We start from the raw sequence: 18,992 nt of genomic DNA on the forward strand, positions 1-18,992 counted from the left end.
GATACGGCAGGATTGGGGGTATGAGCCCAGCGGACTTCAATCGACCCGGATCGCTCTACGGTGCCGTGGACCTCGGCGCGCGCAAGCAGGCGCTGGACGCGCAGGCGCGGCGGGAGGCCACGGCACAGGAGAGCGGCGGGACCCCGGCGCAGGTCGTCTACGTCGATGACGCCAACTTCGCGACGGAAGTCGTCGAACGATCCATGAACAGCCTCGTGCTGCTGGAACTCACGGTGACCCGAGCCGAGCAGGCCAAGACATACAGCCTGCTGCTGGAGAAGCTTGCCGCCGAGAACGCCGGCAGGTGGACCCTCGCCCGGGTGGACGTCGAGGCCAGCCCGCAGATCGCGCAGGCGCTCCGGGTGCAGAACGTGCCCGCTCTGTACGCCCTCTTCCAGGGGCAGCCCGTGGCGGTCGTTCCCGGCATCGCCACCGAGCAGCAGCTGCGCGACTGGCTGTCGCAGCTCATGGAGGCACTGGCGCAGTATCTCCCGCCGGACACCGGGGGCGCCGAGGCCGAGGGCCGGCCGGAGGAACCGCCGGTCGACCCGGACGTGCTCGCCGCCGAGCAGGCCATCGACGCCGGTGATCTCGACGGTGCCGTGGCGGCCTACGAGCGGCTGCTGGCGCGCTCCCCGAACAACGAGGACGCCAAGCTGGGCCTGGCCGGGCTGGGCCTTATCCGGCGGACCCAGGACGTCGACCCCACCGAGGTTCAGCGGCGCCTGGCCGACCCCGCCGACCTCGACGCCCAGCTGCTGGCGGCCGACTTCGAGATGCTCTCCGGTGATGTGGACAAGGCCTTCGACCGGCTCGTCGAGGTGGTCCGCCGGACCTCGGGCGCCGACCGCGACCGGGTCAGGGTGCATCTGCTCGGCCTGTTCGACACCCTTCCCGGCGACGACCCGTCCCTCGGGCGTGCTCGCAGGAACCTGGCCAGCGCACTGTTCTGAATCCCGCACCTTGTCCTTCACGCCCTGCTTCAAGGGCGTGAAGAAGGCATCCGGGCGGTCACCGTCTCCGCGACCTACGGCGCCGCCGGCAGCGTGATCGGGCCGGCGGCATCCGGATGCCGGGGTGCTCCCCTCACCGACACGTGCGTGGAGTTGACTGTGACCGCCTCGACAGTGCTGAGCTGAACGAGTGCGGCGCGGTCACCTGTCCAGTGGTGGCACCATGGAAGCACCCAACCAAGTCGGTCGCAAAGGAGCGGATTGACGGTGGCCACCGTGCCGAGTGTGTCGTACTCCATCACCGTGCGCCTGGAGGTGCCGGCAGGTGGCAAGGCTGTCAGCCAGCTCACTCACGCCGTGGAGTCCGTGGGAGGTGTGGTCACCGCGCTCGACGTGACCACCGCCGGCCACGAGACCCTGCGTATCGACGTGACCTGTGCCGCGCGTGACACCGACCATGCCCAGACGATCGTTGACAGGCTCGACGCCGTCGAGGGCGTCGTCATCCACAAGGTCTCCGATCGCACCTTCCTCATGCATCTCGGTGGCAAGATCGAGATGAGGTCCAAGGTCCCGCTGCGCAACCGTGACGAGCTGTCCATGGCCTACACGCCCGGCGTCGCCCGGGTCTCCATGGCCATCGCCCGCAACCCCGAGGACGCCCGCCGCCTGACCATCAAGCGCAACAGCGTCGCCGTGGTCACCGACGGCTCGGCCGTGCTGGGCCTGGGCAACATCGGCCCGGCCGCCGCGCTGCCCGTCATGGAAGGCAAGGCCGCGCTGTTCAAGCGGTTCGCCGACATCGACGCCTGGCCGATCTGCCTGGACACCCAGGACGTGGACAAGATCGTCGAGATCGTCCGCTGTATCGCCCCCGGCTTCGGCGGCATCAACCTGGAGGACATCTCGGCGCCCCGCTGCTTCGAGGTGGAGCGGCGGCTACGCGATCTGCTGGACATCCCGGTCTTCCATGACGACCAGCACGGCACCGCGATCTGCGTGCTCGCCGCGCTCACCAACGCGCTGCGCGTGGTCGGCAAGGATCTGAGCGAGGTCCGCATCACCCTCGCCGGCGCCGGCGCCGCGGGTACGGCGGTGCTGCGCCTGCTGCTCGCGGCCGGCGCGCACAACGTCATCGTCTGCGACTACCTGGGCGCGGTGCACGGCGGCCGGGAGGATCTGGACGATTCGCTCCGGTGGATCGCCGACCACACCAACGCCGACGGCTACGCAGGTGACCTGCGAGGCGCGGTCAAGGGCGCCGACGTGTTCATCGGGGTCTCGGCCCCCGGCATCCTCACCGGTGACGACATCGCCACGATGGCCGAGGGCGCGGTGGTCTTCGCGCTGGCCAACCCCGAGCCCGAGGTCTCGCCGGACGACGCCCGTGAGCACGCCGCCGTGGTCGCCACCGGCCGCTCGGACTACCCGAACCAGATCAACAACGTGCTCGCCTTCCCCGGTGTCTTCCGCGGCCTGCTCGACGCGCAGGCGAGCGTGGTCAGCGAGGAGATGCTGCTGGCGGCTGCCGGGGCGCTGGCCTCCGTGGTCACCGACGAGGAGCTCGGCCCGAACTACATCATCCCGAGCGTGTTCCATGCCGACGTCGCGGGCGCCGTCGCGGCGGCCGTGCGCGAGTCGGCCGGGGGCCGGGTCCGCAGCGGTATGACCGAGGCGTAGCGGACCGGAGGAGACCCACCGGCCCGGCGGCGAGAACCAAGCCGTCGGGCCGGTGAGATGTGAGGCCGGTGGGGGTCGTGCCGGAACGTGGGACGCCGATCGGCGAGAGGGGCCGATTGGAATGGGCCAACGGAGTCTTCAGGGGCGGCGCGGGTGTAAAGATGGAGGTATGGCGGAGGCGATCTACGTCGGTGGGCTGCTGGTGGCGACACCGAAGCTCGACGACCCCAACTTCCGGCGCAGCGTGGTTCTGGTTCTGGAGCATGATCTCGACGGTGGCACTCTGGGCGTGGTGCTCAACCGGCCCAGCGACATCTCGGTGACGCAGGTGCTGCCCACCTGGGATTCCATGGTGACCGGGCCGCCTGTGCTGTTTCAGGGCGGCCCCGTGCAGACCGACAGCGCCCTGGCCCTGGCCGCGGTCCCGAGTGGCCAGGAGCCCCTCGGATGGCGGCGGCTGCACGCGGGCACCGCGGCGGTGTCCCGGCTCGGCACCGTCGACCTCGACGCCCCGCCGGAGATCCTCGCCGGAGAGATCGTCCAGATGCGGATCTTCGCGGGCTACGCCGGTTGGACCGCCGGTCAGCTGGAGGCCGAGATCGGCGAGGGCGCCTGGTACGTCGTGGACTCCGAACCCGGCGACACCTTCCACCACGACCCCGGATCGCTGTGGCGCGCGGTGCTCCGCCGCCAGCGGGGAGAGCTCGCCTATGTGGCGACCTGCCCCGATGACCCTTCGATGAACTAGCGGGCGCGGTCCCAGCCGGGGCGCAGCGAGCGTTCGGCCAGGGCCAGCGTCGCCTCCAGGTGCCCGGCCAGGGCGGTGAGGTCGTGACTGCCGTCGGGCTCGCAGAACTCCAAGCCGACCCGGGTCACGGCGGTGAAGAGCGTGACGACGAAGTGGGCGAGGAGGTCGTCGGGGGGGATGCTCTCGCGCCGGGCGATCTCGGCGACAAGCCGCCGCTCGTTCTCCATCATCCGCCGCACGCTCCCGGCGAAGAGCGTGGGAGTGGTGTCGATCAGTTCACGCGCTCGGAGGAACCTGGCTCTGTCGGCGAGATCCCCCTCTGCCACCATGGAGACCAACGCGCGCAGGGCATGGCTGAGCGCGGTGAACGGCGGCTCCTCCGCGGGCCGGGCGGCCAGCTCGGTGAGCACGACCTCAAGCCCGTCGAGGGGCAGGCAGAGGGCGACGTCCTCCTTGGTGGCGAAGTAGCGGAAGAACGTGCGGGGCGAGACCTCCACGGCGGCCGCGATCTGGTCGACGGTCGTGGCCTCGTACCCCTGCGTGGTGAACAGGTCGAGGGCGGCGTCGACCAGCGCCAGCCGCGTCTTCTGTTTCTTGCGTTCGCGTAGGCCGGGCTGACCCATGCATGTCACCCCTTTGAGCTCATTATTCACATAATGCCATAAGTCATGATCTGCCTTATAAAACGATTTGTCGTATGTCAGAGGCTGACATAAATTACCCTGGCTTGTGCGTCCCGTACCGGGGGCGGATCCAACTCACGAGGGGACCCTTCCATGACAGAGGTCAAGACGGTGGACACGGAGCCACCGTCGGACTCCGGCACGTCGTCGAGGCAGGGGCACCCGTGGCTCACGCTCCTGGCGGTGTCGCTCGGGGTGATCATGGTGATGCTCGACGGCACCGTCGTCGCCATCGCCAACCCGGCGATCGCCAGGGACCTCAACGCCTCCCTGGCCGACCTGCAGTGGGTGACGAGCGGCTACCTGCTCGCGCTCGCCGTGTTCCTGATCACCGCCGGCAAGCTCGGTGACCTGTTCGGGCACAAGATGATCTTCCTGGTCGGAGTCGCCGGCTTCGCGCTCACCTCGCTCGCGATCGGCCTCAGCTCCTCGGTCGGCATGCTGATCGGACTGCGCGTGCTCCAGGGCCTGTTCGGCGCCCTGCTCCAGCCGGCGGCCCTCGCCCTGCTGAGGGTCGCCTTCCCCGGCGAGCGGCTGAAGATGGCGATGGGCGCCTGGGGCGGGATCATCGGCCTGTCCAGCGCCGCCGGCCCGATCGTCGGCGGCCTGCTGGTCGAGCACGTGAGCTGGCAGTCGGTGTTCTTCATCAACGTCCCCGTGGGCGTCGTGGCCATGGCCATGGGCCTGTGGGTGCTCGCCGAGAGTAAGGCACGGACCCTGTCGAGAGTCGACTGGCTGGGCGTCGCGCTGCTGTCGGGTGCGATGTTCTCTCTGGTCTGGGCCATCATCAAGGCTCCCGCGTGGGGCTGGGGCGACCCGCTGACCATCGGTTTCCTCGGCGCGGCCATGGGGATCGGGGCCGCGTTCGTGTGGTGGCAGAGCAGGGCCGCCGAGCCGCTCCTGCCGCTGAGCCTCTTCGGCAACGTCTCGGTCTCCATCGGCACCGGCCTGATGATGCTCGTCGCGTTCTCGATGTTCGGCGCGATGTTCTTCCTGACGTTCTTCTTCCAGGGCGTGCACGGGCTCACGCCCCTGGAGTCCGGTCTCCGGATGCTGCCGATGAGCGCGGGCATGATCGTCGCCTCGCCGCTCGCCGCCGTGCTCATCGGCAGGTTCGGCACCAAGATCACAATCACGGGCGGCATGCTGGTCACCGCCACGGCGATGTTCCTGATGTCCCGTCTCAGCCTCGACGCCGCGTTCATCGACAGCGCGATCCCGTTCGTCCTGCTCGCCTTCGGGCTCTCCCCGGTCTTCGTCGGCGCCACCGAGATCATCGTCGGCAACGCCCCCGAGGATCTCAGCGGCGTCGCGGGCGGCATCCAGCAGTCGGCCATGCAGGTGGGCGGCGCGCTCGGCACGGCCATCCTGGGGGCGATCGTGTCGGCGAGGGTGGCGAGCGTCTACGCCGGCCACTGGGCCCAGGCGGAGCTCCCGGCGCTTCCGGCCGAGCAGATCGAGCCGTTGAAGAGTCTGGCGACCTTCGGCGGGGCGCCCACGTCCCAGATGATGCCCGGTCTGCCCGAGGAGCTCGTCCGGGGCATCGCCGGCGTGTCGCACCTGTCCTTCCTGGACGGCATGCACCTCGGCTTCCTGGTCAGCACCGGTGTCGCGGTCCTCGCGGCCCTGCTCGCGCTGTTCGTCAAGGCGGGCCGCAAGCTGGAGGACGCCCAGGTGCACCTGGGCTGACCTCACCGTTCCTCCACGGCTCTCGCCCTCGTCCGGCGGGAGCCGTACCCGTCGACCTCGGACCTGGCCGTGAAGCCGGGACGGCCGGATCGCGACATGGCGGACGCCGGAGCGGTGACCGCGCCGCCGCGGGCATAAAATCTGCAGGATGAGCACGAAGATTCTCCCTGAGAGCGACATCCGGCCGGACCTGTCGCACGGTGACGGCGACCACGAGCGGTTCGCCCACTACGTTGAGAAGAACAAGATCATGGAGAGCGCGTTCAGCGGCACCCCGGTGCGCGCGCTCTGCGGCAAGGTCTGGGTGCCGAACCGGGATCCGCAGAAGTTCCCGGTCTGTCCCGAGTGCAAGGAGATCTACGAGGGGCTGCCCAAGGGCGAAGACAAGAACGAGTGAGTGTTGTTCATGGGTGATCGCCGCCGATGAGGCTACGGTCGGGATGCCGCGGGGGAGCGGCAGTCGGCCAGCGGATGTGACCTGTCGGGGGAGTGCATGGCGTGGCGTGCGATCGCCGCTGTTTCGGTGTGCCTTCTCACAGCGGGCGCCACTCCTGCCGTCCCCGCCTCGGCATCCGCTGTGACCGACCACCCGGGATGTGCCGGGGTCGCGCGGACCACGACCTCCGGACGCGGGACCGAGCCGCACGCGCCGGGCCCGGAACAGGTCGCGGAGATGCTCGCCGACCTGAGGCGCCGTCAGTCGGGGATGCGCCGTGGGGACTGGATCCCGATCACGGTCTCCACCTGGGTGCACGTCATCACCGCCGGCCCCCTGGGGGCGCAGGACAGCGCCGTGCGCAACCAGATCGCGACGCTCAACGCCGCCTACGGTGGCCGGTTCGGCGGGGTCGACACCGGGATCCAGTTCCGCCTCGACGGCCTCACCCGGACCGACAACGCCGCCTGGTTCAGGGAGCCGCTCACCTACGAAGCGGCGATAAAGCGGGACCGCAGGGGCGGAGCCGAGACCCTCAACCTCTACATCGCCCAGCTCAGCCAGCTGGTGCTCGGCTACTCCACCTACCCGTACTGGTACAAGAAGGAGCCCGCGCTCGACGGCGTGGTCATCGACTGGCGCAGCCTGCCCGGAGGGTCGCTGCGGAACTTCAACCGCGGATTCACCGGGGTTCACGAGATCGGCCACTGGCTGGGGCTCCTGCACACCTTCGAGAACGGCTGCGTGCCCCCGGGCGACGGGGTCGCCGACACCCCGCCGGAGGGCACGCCCACCGAGGGCTGTCCGGCGCACAAGCGCACCTGCGAGGGTGACAGCGCCGACCCGATCCACAACTTCATGGACTACACCCACGATCGCTGCATGTCGGAGTTCACCTCCGGCCAGGCCGCCAGGATGCACGAGATGTGGGCCGTTTACCGCGGTTCGGGGCCGGCCACTACCCTTGACGGGTGACGGCACCGAAGACGATCGACGCTCCCTCCGGACCCCCTCGGATCTTCGGCTCCGAATACCGCACGGCCACCCTGGGCATCCTGCTCGTCGTCACGCTGATCGCCTTCGAGGGCATGTCGATCGGCGCGGTCATGCCCGCGGTGTCCAAGGACCTCGACGCGCTCGACCTGTACGGCATGAGCTTCTCGGCCTTCCTCATCGCCGGCCTGCTCGCCAACGTCGTCGCCGGGCTCTGGTCCGACCGGCGGGGACACGCCCTGCCCTTCCTGCTCGGCGTGGGCCTGTTCGTGACCGGCATGGTCATGGCGGGCGCCGCCGGGTCGAAGGAGCTGTTCATCGGGGGCCGCGTCGTCCAGGGACTGGGCGGCGGCGCGGTCATCGTGGCGATCTACGTGATGATCGTCCGGGTCTACCTCCCCGACGCCAGACCCAGGGTGTTCGCCGCACTGTCGGCCGCCTGGGTGCTGCCCGCGCTGGTCGGGCCCGGCGTCGGCGGGATCGTCGCCCAGACGGTCGGCTGGCGCTGGGTCTTTTTCGGGATCGTGCCCCTGGTGATCCCCGCCCTGATGATGCTCCTGCCCGCGCTGCGCACCGGTGAGGCCCCCACGCCCGCACCGGCAGCCGGCCCCCGCTCCCGGCCGCTGGCGATGACCCTGGCGGCCGCGGCCACGGCGGGCGGCGCCGGAGCGCTGCTGTACGGCGTGGACCGGCTGCACACCACCCCGCTGCCCGGAGGGATCGCCGCCGCCGCCGGGCTGGTCGCGCTGACCGCGGGCCTGCCCAGGCTGCTGCCTCCGAGGGCGCTCAGGTTCGGCAGGGGCCTGCCCACCACGGTCATGATGCGCGGCGTGCTCTGCTCGGCGTTCTTCGGGATCAACGCGTTCATCCCGCTGCTCCTCACCAAGGTGAGCGGCCTGTCGGTTGCCCAGGCCGGTGTCGCGCTCACCACCGGGGCCCTGGGCTGGACCGCCGGCTCCTATCTGCAGAGCCGCCGCGAGTACGACCGTCCCCGGCTGGTACGGCTCGGCGCGGCCGCTGTCACCACCGGCATCCTGCTGACCATGCTCGCGCTCGTTCCCGGCGTCACCGGCTGGGTCACCGTGCCCGCCTGGGTCGTCGCCGGATTCGGTATGGGCATCGGCGTCACCAGCGTCAGCGTCACCGCGATGCGCCAGTCGCCCGACGAGGAGCAGGGCGCGAACTCCGCCGCACTCCAGGTCGTCGACACCCTGGGCGGCGCGCTCACGATCGGCTTCGGTGGCGTGTTGATCAACCTGATCGGCCACGACGACATCGCCGCCGGCTACACCACGATCGCCGCCCTCATGGTGGCCGTGGGACTGTTCGGAGTGGTCGTTGCCGGACGCGTGCGGGACGTCTCCTGACGCATCGGTCCCTCTCATAACGGCGGTCACCTATGGCCGGACCGTGCCCGGGGAGGCATGGTAGGACGGTACGACCGTGACCGCCGGGAGGAGGCGTCGTGGACGAACGTCCTCACCGGGCGTGGCCGCCGGAGGAGCCCGAGCGCAGGGGGCAGCATCGGGCGCGACCGCCGGAGGACGATCTCCCGCCTTCGGCCCGCCGGTACGGCGCACCGGCCCCCCCACCCCGACGGGTCCGGGGCCGTCTCGGCCGCCTGCTCAGACCGGTCGCCCTGGTGGTCTGCGCCGGCGCCGTCATCGCCGGGGGCGTCGTCCTGGTGCCGCGGATCCTGCCGTCCTCCCCGCCCCCGGTCTCGTCGCCCGCCACGGTGAGCGACCCTCTCGCGGGCGTGGACTACCCGCTCCCCGCGGGGTGGCGGGCCGGCGCGGTGCCCCCGGTCACCGGGTTCACCTCGGTGGTGGGCAGCGAGGGGGCGGCGACGGTGATGGTCAGGCCGGCGGAGCCGGTGAACGACGTGCACAAGGCCACGGTGGAACTCGCCGACCTGTACACCCGGCTGCTGCTCCACGGGGACGAGGTGAAGGTCGTGGACGACCGGGCGGTGACGGTGGGCGAGCGGGCCGGCCACAGCCGTTCCCTCCGGGCGGAGTACGAGGACGTCAACCGCCCCAGCTATCTCCGTGTGGTGTTCCTCACCGGCTCCGGAGGGCCGCCGGTCGTCGTGGTGGGCATGGCCCAGCCGGACGGCCCCCGGCTGCGGGACGAGATCGACACCGTGATCGCCGGGGTGCGTTAGACGTGGTGGCGGCCCGCGCCACCCGCCCGATGGGCGCCCGCGGCGGGGGTGCCCGGCGGGCGGTCCGAGGCACCGGGCGGGCGGTCCGGGATGCCGGGTGGCGGGGCCGTACGGAGGCCGGAGATCACTATCACGTGGAGGTGATCTTGGCGAGGATCTTGCCGGATCGGCACGTCTTGTCGGCGACTCAGATTACGCTGGGGACACTGTGAGCACTTCCGCCGCATCCCACCTGTCACCCTCGTATCCGGACCGTGCCCCCTGGGGCACCGCGCCGAAGCTCCGCGCCTGGCAGCAGGAGGCGCTTGACCTGTACTCCAGGCGTGAACCACGCGACTTTCTCGCGGTCGCCACGCCCGGCGCGGGCAAGACGACCTTCGCGCTGCGCATCGCCAGTGAGCTCCTGTCGCGAGGGATCATCCGGGCTGTGACGATCGTCACACCTACCGAGCATCTCAAGCAGCAGTGGGCCGACGCCGCCTCCAGAGTCGGCATCGCCATCGACCCGGAGTTCAAGAACAGCCAGGGCGCGACCTCGCCGAGCTATGCCGGAGTGGCCGTCACCTACGCCCAGATCTCCATGCACCCGGCGCTGCACCGCGCCCGGACCGAGGCGCGCAAGACGCTCGTCATCTTCGACGAGATCCATCACGCGGGCGACGCGAAGTCCTGGGGCGACGGTATCCGGGAGGCGTTCGAGCCCGCCGCGCGCCGCCTGGCGCTGACCGGCACGCCGTTCCGGTCCGACGTCAACCCGATCCCTTTCGTCGCCTACATGGAGGACGGGGAGGGCGTCCGGCGCAGCGTCTCCGACTACTCCTACGGGTACGGCCCGGCGCTGGCCGACGGCGTCGTCCGGCCGGTCATCTTTCTCGCCTACGCGGGCGAGATGCGCTGGCGGACCCGCGCGGGTGACGAGATCGCCGCGACCCTCGGCACCCCGCTCACCAAGGACCAGCTCGGCCAGGCGTGGAAGGCCGCGCTCGACCCCAAGGGCGACTGGATCCGGCAGGTGCTCCATGCGGCCGACCGGCGGCTGACCGAGGTGCGCAGGGGCGTGCCCGACGCCGGGGCTTTGGTCATCGCCACCGACCACGAGACGGCCCGCGCCTACGCCAAGCACATCCGCACGATCACCGGCGAGGGCGCCACGGTCGTGCTCTCCGACGACCCCGAGGCGTCAAAGAAGATCAAGCAGTTCTCCGCGTCCCAGGAGCGCTGGATGGTCGCGGTCCGCATGGTCTCCGAGGGCGTCGACATTCCCCGGCTGGCCGTCGGGGTCTACGCCACGAGCACCTCGACCCCGCTGTTCTTCGCCCAGGCCGTCGGCCGTTTCGTCCGGGCGCGCAAGCGTGGCGAGACCGCCTCGGTGTTCCTGCCCTCGGTGCCCAACCTGATGGGGCTGGCCGGGGAGATGGAGGTCGAGCGCGACCACGTGCTCGACCGCAGCCTGCCCGAGGAGGGGCTGGACGACTTCCTCCTCGACGACGCCCAGCGCCAGAAGGACAACCCCGACGTCCTGGGTGACGAGCTGCCCTTCGAGACGCTGGAGGCGGTCGCCACCTTCGACCGGGTGCTCTTCGACGGCGGCGAGTTCGGCACCGCCGCCGAGCCCGGATCGCCCGAGGAGGAGGACTTCCTCGGTCTGCCCGGCCTGCTGGAGCCCGACCAGGTGCGGGCCCTGCTGAGCAAACGCCAGTCCGACCAGCTCAGAGCCAAGCGTGACAGGCCCGAGCCCAAGCAGCCCCAGCCGGCCCCGCACGAGCTCATCGCCAACCTCCGCAAGGAGCTCAACGGACTGGTCGGCGCGTGGAACCACCGCACCGGCCAGCCGCACGGCGTCATCCACGCCGAGCTCCGCCGGGCCTGTGGCGGGCCGGCCATCGCGCAGGCCACCGCCGAGCAGGTCCAGGGGCGGATCGACAAGATCCGCCACTGGGCCACCCAGCGGTCGCGTTAGCCCCGGATCAGCGGATCGCCGCTGAGCCGCACTCCGGCGGCGTCGAGCTCGGCCAGCGCGGCCTTGGTGGTGGACCGGGCCACCCCGGCGGTCAGGTCCAGCAGCACCCGTACGGCCAGGCCGTTGCCGGCCGCGTCCAGGGCGGTGGCGCGCACGCAGTGGTCGGTGGCGATGCCGACGACGTCCACCGTGTCGACCCGGCGCTCGGCGAGCCAGCCGGCCAGGTCCGTGCCGTCGGGGGCGGTGCCCTCGAAGCCGCTGTAGGCGGCGGCGTGGGCGCCCTTGCTGAACACCTCCTCGACGCGTCTGGTGTCGAAGGCGGGGTGGAATCCGGCGCCCGCGGTCCCGGCCACGCAGTGGACGGGCCAGGAGCTCACGTAGTCGGGTTCGGCGGCGAAGTGCTCACCGGGGTCCACGTGGAAGTCGCGGGTGGCCACGACGTGGTCGTAGCCGTGCGAGGCGGCGTGCCGGGAGATGGCCGCGGCGACCTCGGCGCCACCGCCCACCGGCAGGCTGCCGCCCTCGCAGAAGTCGTTCTGGACATCAACGATGATCAGCGCGGTTGCCATGGAACTAGTCAAACACGGTCGGAATGGCGGCATCGCCCCGCGACAGCTGGTGGGCCGTGAGCGGGAGCTCGGCGACGGCCTCGCGGTGCCGGCGGCGGGCCGCGGCCAGCTCCTCCCTGCCGATGATCTCGCCGTCGCGGACCAGCTCGACCTGGAGCGGGCGAGCGTCCCCCGGCCGGTCGCCGGAGACGGTGACCAGTTCGGCGACCGCGGTCCCCGCGGCGTCGAGCTGCCGGAAGGCGTCCTTGCGGCCGCCCCGGCTGGGCTTGCCCACCGATCTCTTGGCCACCGGCCGCATGACCCCCTCGGCATCCTCCCGGACGACGAGCTTGTAGACCAGCGCGGCCGTCGGGACGCCGGAGCCGGTGACCAGCGAGGTGCCGACACCGTAGGCGTCCACGGGGGCCGACGACAGCGCCGCGATCGCGTACTCGTCCAGGTCGCTGGTGACGAGGATGCGGGTCTTCCCGGCACCCAGCGAGTCGAGCTGCCCGCGGACGGCGTGGGCGACCTCGGCCAGGTCGCCGGAGTCGAGGCGGACGGTCCCCAGCTCCGTGCCCGCCAGCTCCACCGCGGTCCGTACGGCCTCCGCCACGTCATAGGTGTCGACCAGCAGAGTGGTGCCGGTGCCGAGCGAGTCGATCTGGGCCTGGAAGGCCTGCCTCTCCGAATCGTGCACCAGCGTGAACGCGTGGGCCGCGGTCCCGGCGGTCGGCACGCCGTACCGGTGGCCGGCCATCAGGTTGGAGGTGGAGGCGAAACCGCTCAGGTAGGCGGCGCGCGCGGCGGCCACCGCCGCCATCTCGTGGGTGCGACGCGAGCCCATCTCGACGAGCGGCCTGGATCCGGCGGCGTGAACCATGCGGGAGGCGGCGGTGGCGATCGCGCAGTCGTGGTTGAGGATCGACAGGATCACCGTCTCCAGCAGCACGGCCTCGGCGAACGTGCTCTCGACGGTCAGGATGGGGGAGCCGGGGAAGTAGCACTCGCCCTCGCGGTAGCCGTACAGGTGACCGGAGAACCGGTAGCCGGCGAGGAAGTCCAGCGTGGGGGCGTCGACCACCTGGTTGTCACGGAGGAACGCGAGCTCCTCGTCGCCGAACCGGAAGTTCTCCAGTGCCTCCAGCACCCGGCCGATCCCGGCGACCACACCGTAGCGCCGTCCCCCGGGCAGCTGCCGCGCGAACACCTCGAACACCGCACGTCGCGAGGCTGCTTCACTGCGTAGTGACGCCTCCACCATCGTCAGCTCATAGTGATCTGTCAGCAACGCCCGGCTCATGCTCATCATCACGAGTCGAAGACTAAGCCCGCCGTAGGGCAGACTGGTCTGCGTGGGTAGTACAGCTCCGATGGAGGTCGAGCGTCCGTCGATCGATATCCGGCCTGATCTGCCGTGGCTGACGATCGTCTGGAACGACCCGGTCAACCTGATGTCCTATGTCACGTATGTTTTTCAGTCCGTCTTCGGGTACTCGAAGGAGAAGGCGGAGAAACTGATGCTCGACGTGCACCAGAAGGGCAAGGCGGTGGTGTCCAGCGGCACTCGTGAGGAGATGGAGCGCGACGCGCAGATCATGCACTCCTACGGTCTCTGGGCCACCGTGCAGCGGGACTCATGAGCGGCGAGTCCGGCTCGGCCCGTTCCGTCGGCACCTTCTCGGCAGGTGGGGAGCGGGCATTGCGGGAAATGAGCGAGGAGCGGTGAGCGAGCGGTGAGTTCGGGGTTCAAACGGGGGCGCGATGGCAGTGTGATCACCGTCTTCGACGCCGCCGAAGTGGCGATCCTGCGTTCGCTGGTATCCCAGATCCTCGACCTGATCGAGCCCGGGGAGACCGGGGACGACCCGCTGGAGCGGGCGCTCGGCATCGGCCCGTCCGAGCAGTCGGCGGATCCGGTGCTGGCCCGGCTGTTCCCCTCGGCCTACGAGGACGCGGAGCAGTCCGCCGAGTTCCGCCGCTACACCGAGGCGACGCTACGCGACGGCAAGCGGGCCGACGCCCAGACCATGCTCGACAGCGCCGAGCCGGGGCGGGTCGAGCTCACCCCCGAGCAGGCGCAGGCGTGGATGCGGGCGCTGAACGACGTACGGCTCGCGCTCGGCACCCGGCTTGAGGTGACCGAGGAGGTCCACGACGAGATCGCCGAGATGGCCGAGGACGATCCGCGTTATCCGGCCTACGTCACCTATGACTGGCTGACCTACCTCCAGGACACCCTGGTCCGTGCCCTTTGGTAGCTTCCTGGCATGCTCACGATCTCGCGGGAACTGACTGACAAGATCATCGCCCATGCCAGGGCCGACCACCCGGACGAGGCCTGCGGCGTGATCGCCGGGCCGATCGGTTCCGACTCCCCCGAGCGGTTCATCTCGATGGAGAACGCCGAGCGGTCGCCCACCTTCTACCGCTTCGACTCGCTGGAGCAGCTGCGGGTCTGGCGCGAGATGGACGACCGTGACGAGGAGCCGGTGATCATTTACCACTCCCACACCTCGACCGAGGCCTATCCCTCAAGGACCGACATCGCCTACGCCTCCGAGCCCAACGCCCACTACGTGCTGGTCTCCACCCGCGAGGAGCTGGGCGACGAGGTGGAGTTCCGTTCCTACCGGATCGTCGACGGCGTGGTCCGGGAGGAAGAGGTCACGATCACTTCGGGGTGACCGGCGGACCGAGGGCCGGTCCGGCCGTGAGAGGAATCGCCCCTTTGGGTAAGCTGATGACCATGTCGACCGTTGACCCGAGCCTGGAGGACGCCGTGCTCGTACGTACCGGCGCATCGGCCCGGCACGCGGGGCTCGTGGCCGTGCAGAGCTTCCTGTTCGCCCACACCCCCTCCGTCGTCGTCTACGACTGTCGCTGACCGGCAGTTCAGGAATTCCCCCGTGCCCGCCGGTGTTCGGATCCGGTGGGCGACACTCCCATTGACGACAAGAGGAGATTGACCCGCGATGGCCATCGAGGTCCGTATTCCGACCATCCTGCGCACCTACACCGACGGCGCCAAGGCCGTCGACGCCAAGGGCGCGACGCTCGAGGAGCTGATCGGCGATCTGGAGTCCCGGCACCCGGGGCTGAGGGACCGCCTGGTCGACAAGGGCGCGCTGCGCCGCTTCGTGAACGTGTACCTGAACGATGAGGACGTCCGTTTCCTGGGCGGTCTGGAGACCCCGCTCTCCGACGGTGACACGGTCACTGTTCTCCCGGCCGTGGCCGGCGGCGCCCGCTAGCGGCGCATGCCGATGTTCCTTGTCCGGCACGACGAGGCGGAAGCCGTACACCATGCGTTTTGACTCACTGATCGACTCCGTGGGCCGCACCCCCCTGGTCGGCCTGCCACGGCTGTCCCCGTCGGCGGACGTGCGGATCTGGGCCAAGCTTGAGGATCGCAACCCGACCGGTTCCATCAAGGACCGGCCGGCGCTGTGGATGATCGAGCAGGCGGAGAAGGACGGTCTTCTCCGGCCCGGCTGCACGATCCTCGAACCCACGAGCGGCAACACGGGCATCTCGCTGGCGATGTCCGCCCGGCTCAAGGGCTACAAGTTGATCTGCGTGATGCCGGAGAACACCTCGGAGGAGCGCCGCCAGCTCCTGCGGATATGGGGAGCGGAGATCATCTCCTCCCCGGCCGCAGGGGGCTCCAACGAGGCGGTCCGGGTCGCCAAGGGCCTGGCCGAGGAGCACCCGGACTGGGTGATGCTCTACCAGTACGGCAACCCCGCCAACTGGCTCTCCCACTACGAGACGACGGGGCCGGAGATCCTTGAGGACCTGCCGACCGTCACCCATTTCGTGGCGGGTCTCGGGACGACCGGAACCCTGATGGGCGTCGGCCGGTTCCTGCGCGAGCGCGTCCCCGGCGTGAAGATCGTGGCCGCTGAGCCGCGTTACGGCGAGCTGGTGTACGGCCTGCGCAACGTGGACGAGGGCTTCATCCCCGAACTCTACGACCCCGAGGTCCTGACCACCCGGTTCTCCGTCTCCTCGGCTGACGCGCTCCGGCGCACGAGAGAGCTGCTGGTCACCGAGGGCATCTTCGCCGGGGTCTCCACCGGAGCCGCCCTGCACGGTGCGCTCGGCATGGCGGCCAAGGCGGTCAAGGAGGGGGAGCGGGCCGACATCGTGTTCGTGGTGGCGGACGGCGGCTGGAAATACCTGTCCACCGGCGCCTACGAGGGCACCCTGGACGAGGCCGAGGAGCGGCTCGAAGGCCAGCTCTGGGCCTGAGCCCGCGGGTCCGCCCCGGGTCCGGAACCTGTGGGGTCCTCGGCCGGCGTTGCCGGCCGAGGACATACCGTCCGGGGGACAGGACCTAGTCGAACAGGACCCGCAGGGAGAACGAGGAGTCGCTGCCCGACTGCGTTCCGCTGATGCCGACGGCGCGCAGCTGCTGGAGGTTGGCCTTGGCGTCGCCCTGCACGCCCTGGAGGTAGAACTTCTCCACCTTGTTGAGGTCGACGTAGATGGCGAAGGTCGCGTTGTCGGCGTCGGGGACCGCGAGCTTGAAGCTCTCGTCGTCCGCCAGGGTGCCTTCCTTGGCGAGCTCGGCGGCATACTCCGGGGAGCTGGCGAGCACGAGGCTGCCGTCACCGGGGACCTTGGCGAGCGGCAGAGTGCTGCCCGCGTCGGCGAGGAGCTTCTCGATCTTGCCGATGACCTCCTGCGCCTTGGCGGGGTCGGTGACGATGCGGGCGCCGACCTTGGGCTGGTCGCTGTCGAGACCGTTTCCGTCCACAGCCAGGGTGAGGTTCTTGCCGAGCAGCGTCACCAGGTCGGCGGGGAGCTTCAGCCCGTAGTTCTGCTGGGCCTGGTCGGCGAACTGCTTGAATTCCTGGCCGCCGCCTGCCTTCTCGGCCGACTTGATGACCTGGTCCCACTGCCTGCCGACCGCGTCACCGAGACCGGAGATCGAGATCGCACCGGCGGTGGAGGCCGGGAGCCTGCCGATCGTGGTGGCCTCGGGACTGCCCATGCCCTCCATGACCTCCGCGCCGCGGGCGATGCCGGCCAGCTCGACGTAGTTGCTGTCGAAGCGGAACGCGCCGGCCACGCGGGCGTTCTTGAGCTGCGCGAGGGCGGCCGGGTCCGGGAGGTCTGCCTTGGGGACGGTTTGTGCGATCTTGTCGGCGTCCACCCAGAAGGAGAGCACGCCGGTCTCGCCGAGGGCGTCCAGGTCGTCGGAGAAAGTGGGGTTGTTGGCGAGCGGCGCCGCCTGGGCGGCCCGGTCGGTGTCCGCCTGGGTGCCGGCGAGCAGCGCGTAGTCCTCACGGAACGTGAGGCCGTACTCCCCTCCCTTGCCCGCCAGCTTGGCGATGCCGGCTTTCGCCTTGGCCTCGTCGGTCACCTGGATGGCCGCCACGAAGCCCGGGTCCTCGCCGCTCTTGGCGGGCGGGAGCACGGCCACGCCGACGCGGCTGCCGAGCCACGGCTCGACGTCGGCGGCGTAGTCAACCTTGTCGGTGCTGCCGGCGTTCTCGTTGATCAGGTCGAACAGGGCCTTACGCGGGTCGTCGCCGGTGAAGGAGTCCTTGGTGGTGGTGAACTTCCGGGCGATGCCGAACAGCGCCAGCTTCTGGTTGGCGGCCGGGTCGAGGTCGAGGCGCACATACCCGATGGCGTTACCGGGCAGCACGTCGTGCGGCTGGGTACCGCCGCCGCTGAGCAGGCTGATCGCGTAGGCGCCGCCGCCGCCCACGAGGGCGACGACCAGGGCCGCGACCACCGCGATCAGCCAGCCCTTGCCGCTCTTGCGGGTGGGCGGGGCCGGCGGCTGTCCCATGCCGAGAAAGTCAGGGCTCTGCTGCTGCCAGCCGGGCTGCTGGCCGTAGGCCTGCTGCTGGTAGCCGGGGTAGCCGCCCTGGCCCTGCTGCTGGCCGTAGTTCTGCTGGGGGTAGCCGGGCTGACCCTGCTGGTATCCCCCGGACGGCGGCTGCTGCGGGTAACCGCCCTGCTGGGGATGGCCCTGCGGGTGTGACGGGCTGTTCTGCTGCGCACCGTCATTCTGACGGTAGGCGATCGTTCTGTCGGGATCCTGTCCCGGCATGGGCGACGGGCCGGGGGGATTGTTGGCAGACATGCTCACTCACAAGGTGGATTTATCGGATATAGAAAAGCTAGTGCACATCGCTAGCAGGCGGCTTGCATTTAACTAACCGGTCGATTGTCCTGTCCGAGGAGAATCAAATCCGCTCCGGCCTTTTGACGGCTCTCCGGAGGCGGTACGTGGGGGAGACCGGGGAGGCGCGGGTCGCGCGAGCTGAGTAAAGTAAGCGCTCTAGAACAAGGTTCGGGAGTGTGGATGACGAAGTTCGACGAGGCGACGCAGGCCATCCGGGTGGACGAGAACACCTATGACGTGTGCCTGGACCCCGGATACTCGATCGGAGGGCCGCTCAACGGCGGCTATCTGATGGCCGTGCTCCTGCGTGCCGTCGTGGACGCCTCCCCGCACGGACATCCGGTGACCACCAGCGCGCAGTTCCTGCGCGCACCCCTGCCCGGCCCGGCCCGGGTGCGGCTGGAGCAGATCAAGACCGGCCGAACCGCGACGATGACCCGCGCGACCCTGGTCCAGGACGACAGGTCCTTCATCGAGACCCTCGTCACGACGGCGACCCTGGGTGACGCCGCGCCTGACTGGACGGACGGTCCCTCGGCGGTCATGCCGCCCATCGAGCAGTGCGTCAGGCTGCCCGACCCCAGGCCGGAGTCGAACATGACGCTCAACGCGCAGATGGAGATGGCATTCGACCCGCCCACCGTCGGCTGGCTCGACGGCAACCCCACCGGCCGCCCCGAGGCCCGCGCCTACTTCCGGATGGCCGAGCCGCAGGATCCCGACCCCTATGTGCTGGCGCTGGCCGTGGACGCCCTCCCGCCGGTGGTCTTCGCCGCCGGCAGAAGGGGCTGGGCCCCGACCGTGGATCTCACCTGGCATCTGCGCGCCCTGCCCGCCCCCGGCTGGCTCACCCTGCTCGGCAGCGGCCGGATGATCAGCGACGGCTGGTTCGACGAGGAGGTCGAGGTCTGGGACGCGACCGGCCGCCTGGTCGCCCAGTCCCGCCAGCTCGCCCGGGTAGGGCGAGGCTGAGCCACGAATCAGCGCTGTGAG

20 protein-coding genes are annotated in these 18,992 nt (G+C 70.1%); 16 read left to right on the forward strand and 4 right to left on the reverse strand.

Annotation, left to right across the window (positions count from 1 at the left end; all coding sequences use genetic code 11):
- Positions 1–20 precede the first annotated feature (20 nt).
- From ACIN94_RS16745 to ACIN94_RS16755, 3 genes are all read left to right on the forward strand, one after another.
- Entirely contained in the window at positions 21–953 is a 933-nt protein-coding gene (locus ACIN94_RS16745) for a co-chaperone YbbN (RefSeq protein ID WP_400706238.1), read from the forward strand.
- Positions 954–1,220: 267 nt separating this feature from the next.
- Entirely contained in the window at positions 1,221–2,633 is a 1,413-nt protein-coding gene (locus ACIN94_RS16750; RefSeq protein WP_400706241.1) for an NAD-dependent malic enzyme, read from the forward strand.
- A 169-nt stretch (positions 2,634–2,802) separates the two neighbouring features.
- Positions 2,803–3,381 carry a YqgE/AlgH family protein gene (locus ACIN94_RS16755; protein ID WP_400706244.1) on the forward strand — a complete coding sequence of 193 codons (579 nt, stop codon included), beginning with the start codon at positions 2,803–2,805 and terminating at the stop codon, positions 3,379–3,381.
- Here the strand turns inward: ACIN94_RS16755 and ACIN94_RS16760 are convergent.
- A complete protein-coding gene (locus ACIN94_RS16760; RefSeq protein WP_400706247.1) occupies positions 3,378–4,004 on the reverse strand; it encodes a TetR family transcriptional regulator in 627 nt (208 codons plus the stop codon). The genes ACIN94_RS16755 and ACIN94_RS16760 overlap by 4 nt on opposite strands.
- Positions 4,005–4,157: 153 nt before the next feature.
- Between ACIN94_RS16760 and ACIN94_RS16765 the strand changes: the two genes are divergently transcribed.
- The 6 genes from ACIN94_RS16765 (at position 4,158) to ACIN94_RS16790 (ending at position 11,306) form a co-directional block, all read left to right on the forward strand.
- A complete protein-coding gene (locus ACIN94_RS16765; RefSeq protein WP_400706250.1) occupies positions 4,158–5,753 on the forward strand; it encodes an MFS transporter in 1,596 nt (531 codons plus the stop codon).
- 148 nt (positions 5,754–5,901) lie between these two features.
- The gene (locus ACIN94_RS16770; RefSeq protein WP_400706253.1) at positions 5,902–6,150 is read left to right on the forward strand and encodes a DUF3039 domain-containing protein; all 249 of its coding nucleotides are present in this window, start codon (positions 5,902–5,904) and stop codon (positions 6,148–6,150) included.
- 180 nt (positions 6,151–6,330) lie between these two features.
- Positions 6,331–7,164, forward strand: coding sequence for a zinc metalloprotease (locus ACIN94_RS16775; protein WP_400706256.1), 834 nt, complete (start codon positions 6,331–6,333; stop codon positions 7,162–7,164).
- On the forward strand, positions 7,161–8,549 hold the full coding sequence (locus tag ACIN94_RS16780; protein ID WP_400706259.1) for an MFS transporter: 1,389 nt from the start codon (positions 7,161–7,163) through the stop codon (positions 8,547–8,549). The genes ACIN94_RS16775 and ACIN94_RS16780 overlap by 4 nt, the downstream gene beginning before the upstream one ends.
- 98 nt (positions 8,550–8,647) lie before the next feature.
- Positions 8,648–9,346 (forward strand): hypothetical protein, encoded by a 699-nt coding sequence (locus ACIN94_RS16785; protein ID WP_400706262.1) that lies wholly within the window; start codon positions 8,648–8,650, stop codon positions 9,344–9,346.
- 208 nt (positions 9,347–9,554) lie between these two features.
- Positions 9,555–11,306 carry a DEAD/DEAH box helicase gene (locus ACIN94_RS16790; RefSeq protein ID WP_400706265.1) on the forward strand — a complete coding sequence of 584 codons (1,752 nt, stop codon included), beginning with the start codon at positions 9,555–9,557 and terminating at the stop codon, positions 11,304–11,306.
- Here the strand turns inward: ACIN94_RS16790 and ACIN94_RS16795 are convergent.
- Both ACIN94_RS16795 and ACIN94_RS16800 read right to left on the reverse strand, forming a co-directional pair.
- Complete coding sequence (locus ACIN94_RS16795; RefSeq protein ID WP_400706268.1) at positions 11,303–11,875, reverse strand: isochorismatase family protein; 573 nt, start codon at positions 11,873–11,875, stop codon at positions 11,303–11,305. The two genes, ACIN94_RS16790 and ACIN94_RS16795, sit on opposite strands and share 4 nt — an antisense overlap.
- Before the next feature lie 4 nt (positions 11,876–11,879).
- Positions 11,880–13,166 carry a nicotinate phosphoribosyltransferase gene (locus ACIN94_RS16800; RefSeq protein WP_400706642.1) on the reverse strand — a complete coding sequence of 429 codons (1,287 nt, stop codon included), beginning with the start codon at positions 13,164–13,166 and terminating at the stop codon, positions 11,880–11,882.
- 43 nt (positions 13,167–13,209) lie between these two features.
- Between ACIN94_RS16800 and clpS the strand changes: the two genes are divergently transcribed.
- The 6 genes from clpS to ACIN94_RS16830 all read left to right on the forward strand — a co-directional run bounded on the left by clpS (position 13,210) and on the right by ACIN94_RS16830 (position 16,108).
- A complete protein-coding gene (gene clpS / locus ACIN94_RS16805) occupies positions 13,210–13,497 on the forward strand; it encodes an ATP-dependent Clp protease adapter ClpS (protein ID WP_400706271.1) in 288 nt (95 codons plus the stop codon).
- Between the two features lie 93 nt (positions 13,498–13,590).
- Positions 13,591–14,115, forward strand: a complete 525-nt coding sequence (locus tag ACIN94_RS16810) for a DUF2017 domain-containing protein (protein WP_400706274.1) — start codon at positions 13,591–13,593, stop codon at positions 14,113–14,115.
- A gap of 9 nt (positions 14,116–14,124) precedes the next feature.
- Positions 14,125–14,541, forward strand: coding sequence for a Mov34/MPN/PAD-1 family protein (locus ACIN94_RS16815; protein ID WP_400706277.1), 417 nt, complete (start codon positions 14,125–14,127; stop codon positions 14,539–14,541).
- 62 nt (positions 14,542–14,603) lie between these two features.
- Positions 14,604–14,741, forward strand: a complete 138-nt coding sequence (locus ACIN94_RS16820) for a hypothetical protein (RefSeq protein WP_400706280.1) — start codon at positions 14,604–14,606, stop codon at positions 14,739–14,741.
- 88 nt (positions 14,742–14,829) lie between these two features.
- On the forward strand, positions 14,830–15,108 hold the full coding sequence (locus ACIN94_RS16825; protein ID WP_400706283.1) for a MoaD/ThiS family protein: 279 nt from the start codon (positions 14,830–14,832) through the stop codon (positions 15,106–15,108).
- A gap of 52 nt (positions 15,109–15,160) precedes the next feature.
- Entirely contained in the window at positions 15,161–16,108 is a 948-nt protein-coding gene (locus ACIN94_RS16830; RefSeq protein ID WP_400706286.1) for a PLP-dependent cysteine synthase family protein, read from the forward strand.
- Positions 16,109–16,193: 85 nt separating this feature from the next.
- Here the strand turns inward: ACIN94_RS16830 and ACIN94_RS16835 are convergent, their stop codons facing one another.
- Positions 16,194–17,957 carry a DUF3352 domain-containing protein gene (locus ACIN94_RS16835; RefSeq protein ID WP_400706289.1) on the reverse strand — a complete coding sequence of 588 codons (1,764 nt, stop codon included), beginning with the start codon at positions 17,955–17,957 and terminating at the stop codon, positions 16,194–16,196.
- Positions 17,958–18,179: 222 nt separating this feature from the next.
- Here ACIN94_RS16835 and ACIN94_RS16840 point away from each other — a divergent pair, with 222 nt between their 5' ends.
- Positions 18,180–18,971 (forward strand): thioesterase family protein, encoded by a 792-nt coding sequence (locus ACIN94_RS16840; protein ID WP_400706292.1) that lies wholly within the window; start codon positions 18,180–18,182, stop codon positions 18,969–18,971.
- Positions 18,972–18,992: the final 21 nt, after the last annotated feature.

It is taken from the genome of Streptosporangium sp. NPDC087985 (assembly GCF_044741965.1).
In the GTDB taxonomy this organism is placed as follows: domain Bacteria; phylum Actinomycetota; class Actinomycetes; order Streptosporangiales; family Streptosporangiaceae; genus Streptosporangium.

Bases quoted from the DNA above. Each gene is read 5' to 3' on its own strand.
- ACIN94_RS16745 (WP_400706238.1), top strand. From the start codon at position 21: ATGAGCCCAGCGGACTTCAATCGACCCGGATCGCTCTACGGTGCCGTG.
- ACIN94_RS16755 (WP_400706244.1), top strand. From the start codon at position 2,803: ATGGCGGAGGCGATCTACGTCGGTGGGCTGCTGGTGGCGACACCGAAG.
- ACIN94_RS16760 (WP_400706247.1), bottom strand. From the start codon at position 4,004: ATGGGTCAGCCCGGCCTACGCGAACGCAAGAAACAGAAGACGCGGCTG.
- ACIN94_RS16765 (WP_400706250.1), top strand. From the start codon at position 4,158: ATGACAGAGGTCAAGACGGTGGACACGGAGCCACCGTCGGACTCCGGC.
- ACIN94_RS16770 (WP_400706253.1), top strand. From the start codon at position 5,902: ATGAGCACGAAGATTCTCCCTGAGAGCGACATCCGGCCGGACCTGTCG.
- ACIN94_RS16795 (WP_400706268.1), bottom strand. From the start codon at position 11,875: ATGGCAACCGCGCTGATCATCGTTGATGTCCAGAACGACTTCTGCGAG.
- ACIN94_RS16800 (WP_400706642.1), bottom strand. From the start codon at position 13,166: ATGATGAGCATGAGCCGGGCGTTGCTGACAGATCACTATGAGCTGACG.
- ACIN94_RS16815 (WP_400706277.1), top strand. From the start codon at position 14,125: ATGCTCACGATCTCGCGGGAACTGACTGACAAGATCATCGCCCATGCC.
- ACIN94_RS16820 (WP_400706280.1), top strand. From the start codon at position 14,604: ATGTCGACCGTTGACCCGAGCCTGGAGGACGCCGTGCTCGTACGTACC.
- ACIN94_RS16825 (WP_400706283.1), top strand. From the start codon at position 14,830: ATGGCCATCGAGGTCCGTATTCCGACCATCCTGCGCACCTACACCGAC.
- ACIN94_RS16830 (WP_400706286.1), top strand. From the start codon at position 15,161: ATGCGTTTTGACTCACTGATCGACTCCGTGGGCCGCACCCCCCTGGTC.
- ACIN94_RS16835 (WP_400706289.1), bottom strand. From the start codon at position 17,957: ATGTCTGCCAACAATCCCCCCGGCCCGTCGCCCATGCCGGGACAGGAT.
- ACIN94_RS16840 (WP_400706292.1), top strand. From the start codon at position 18,180: ATGACGAAGTTCGACGAGGCGACGCAGGCCATCCGGGTGGACGAGAAC.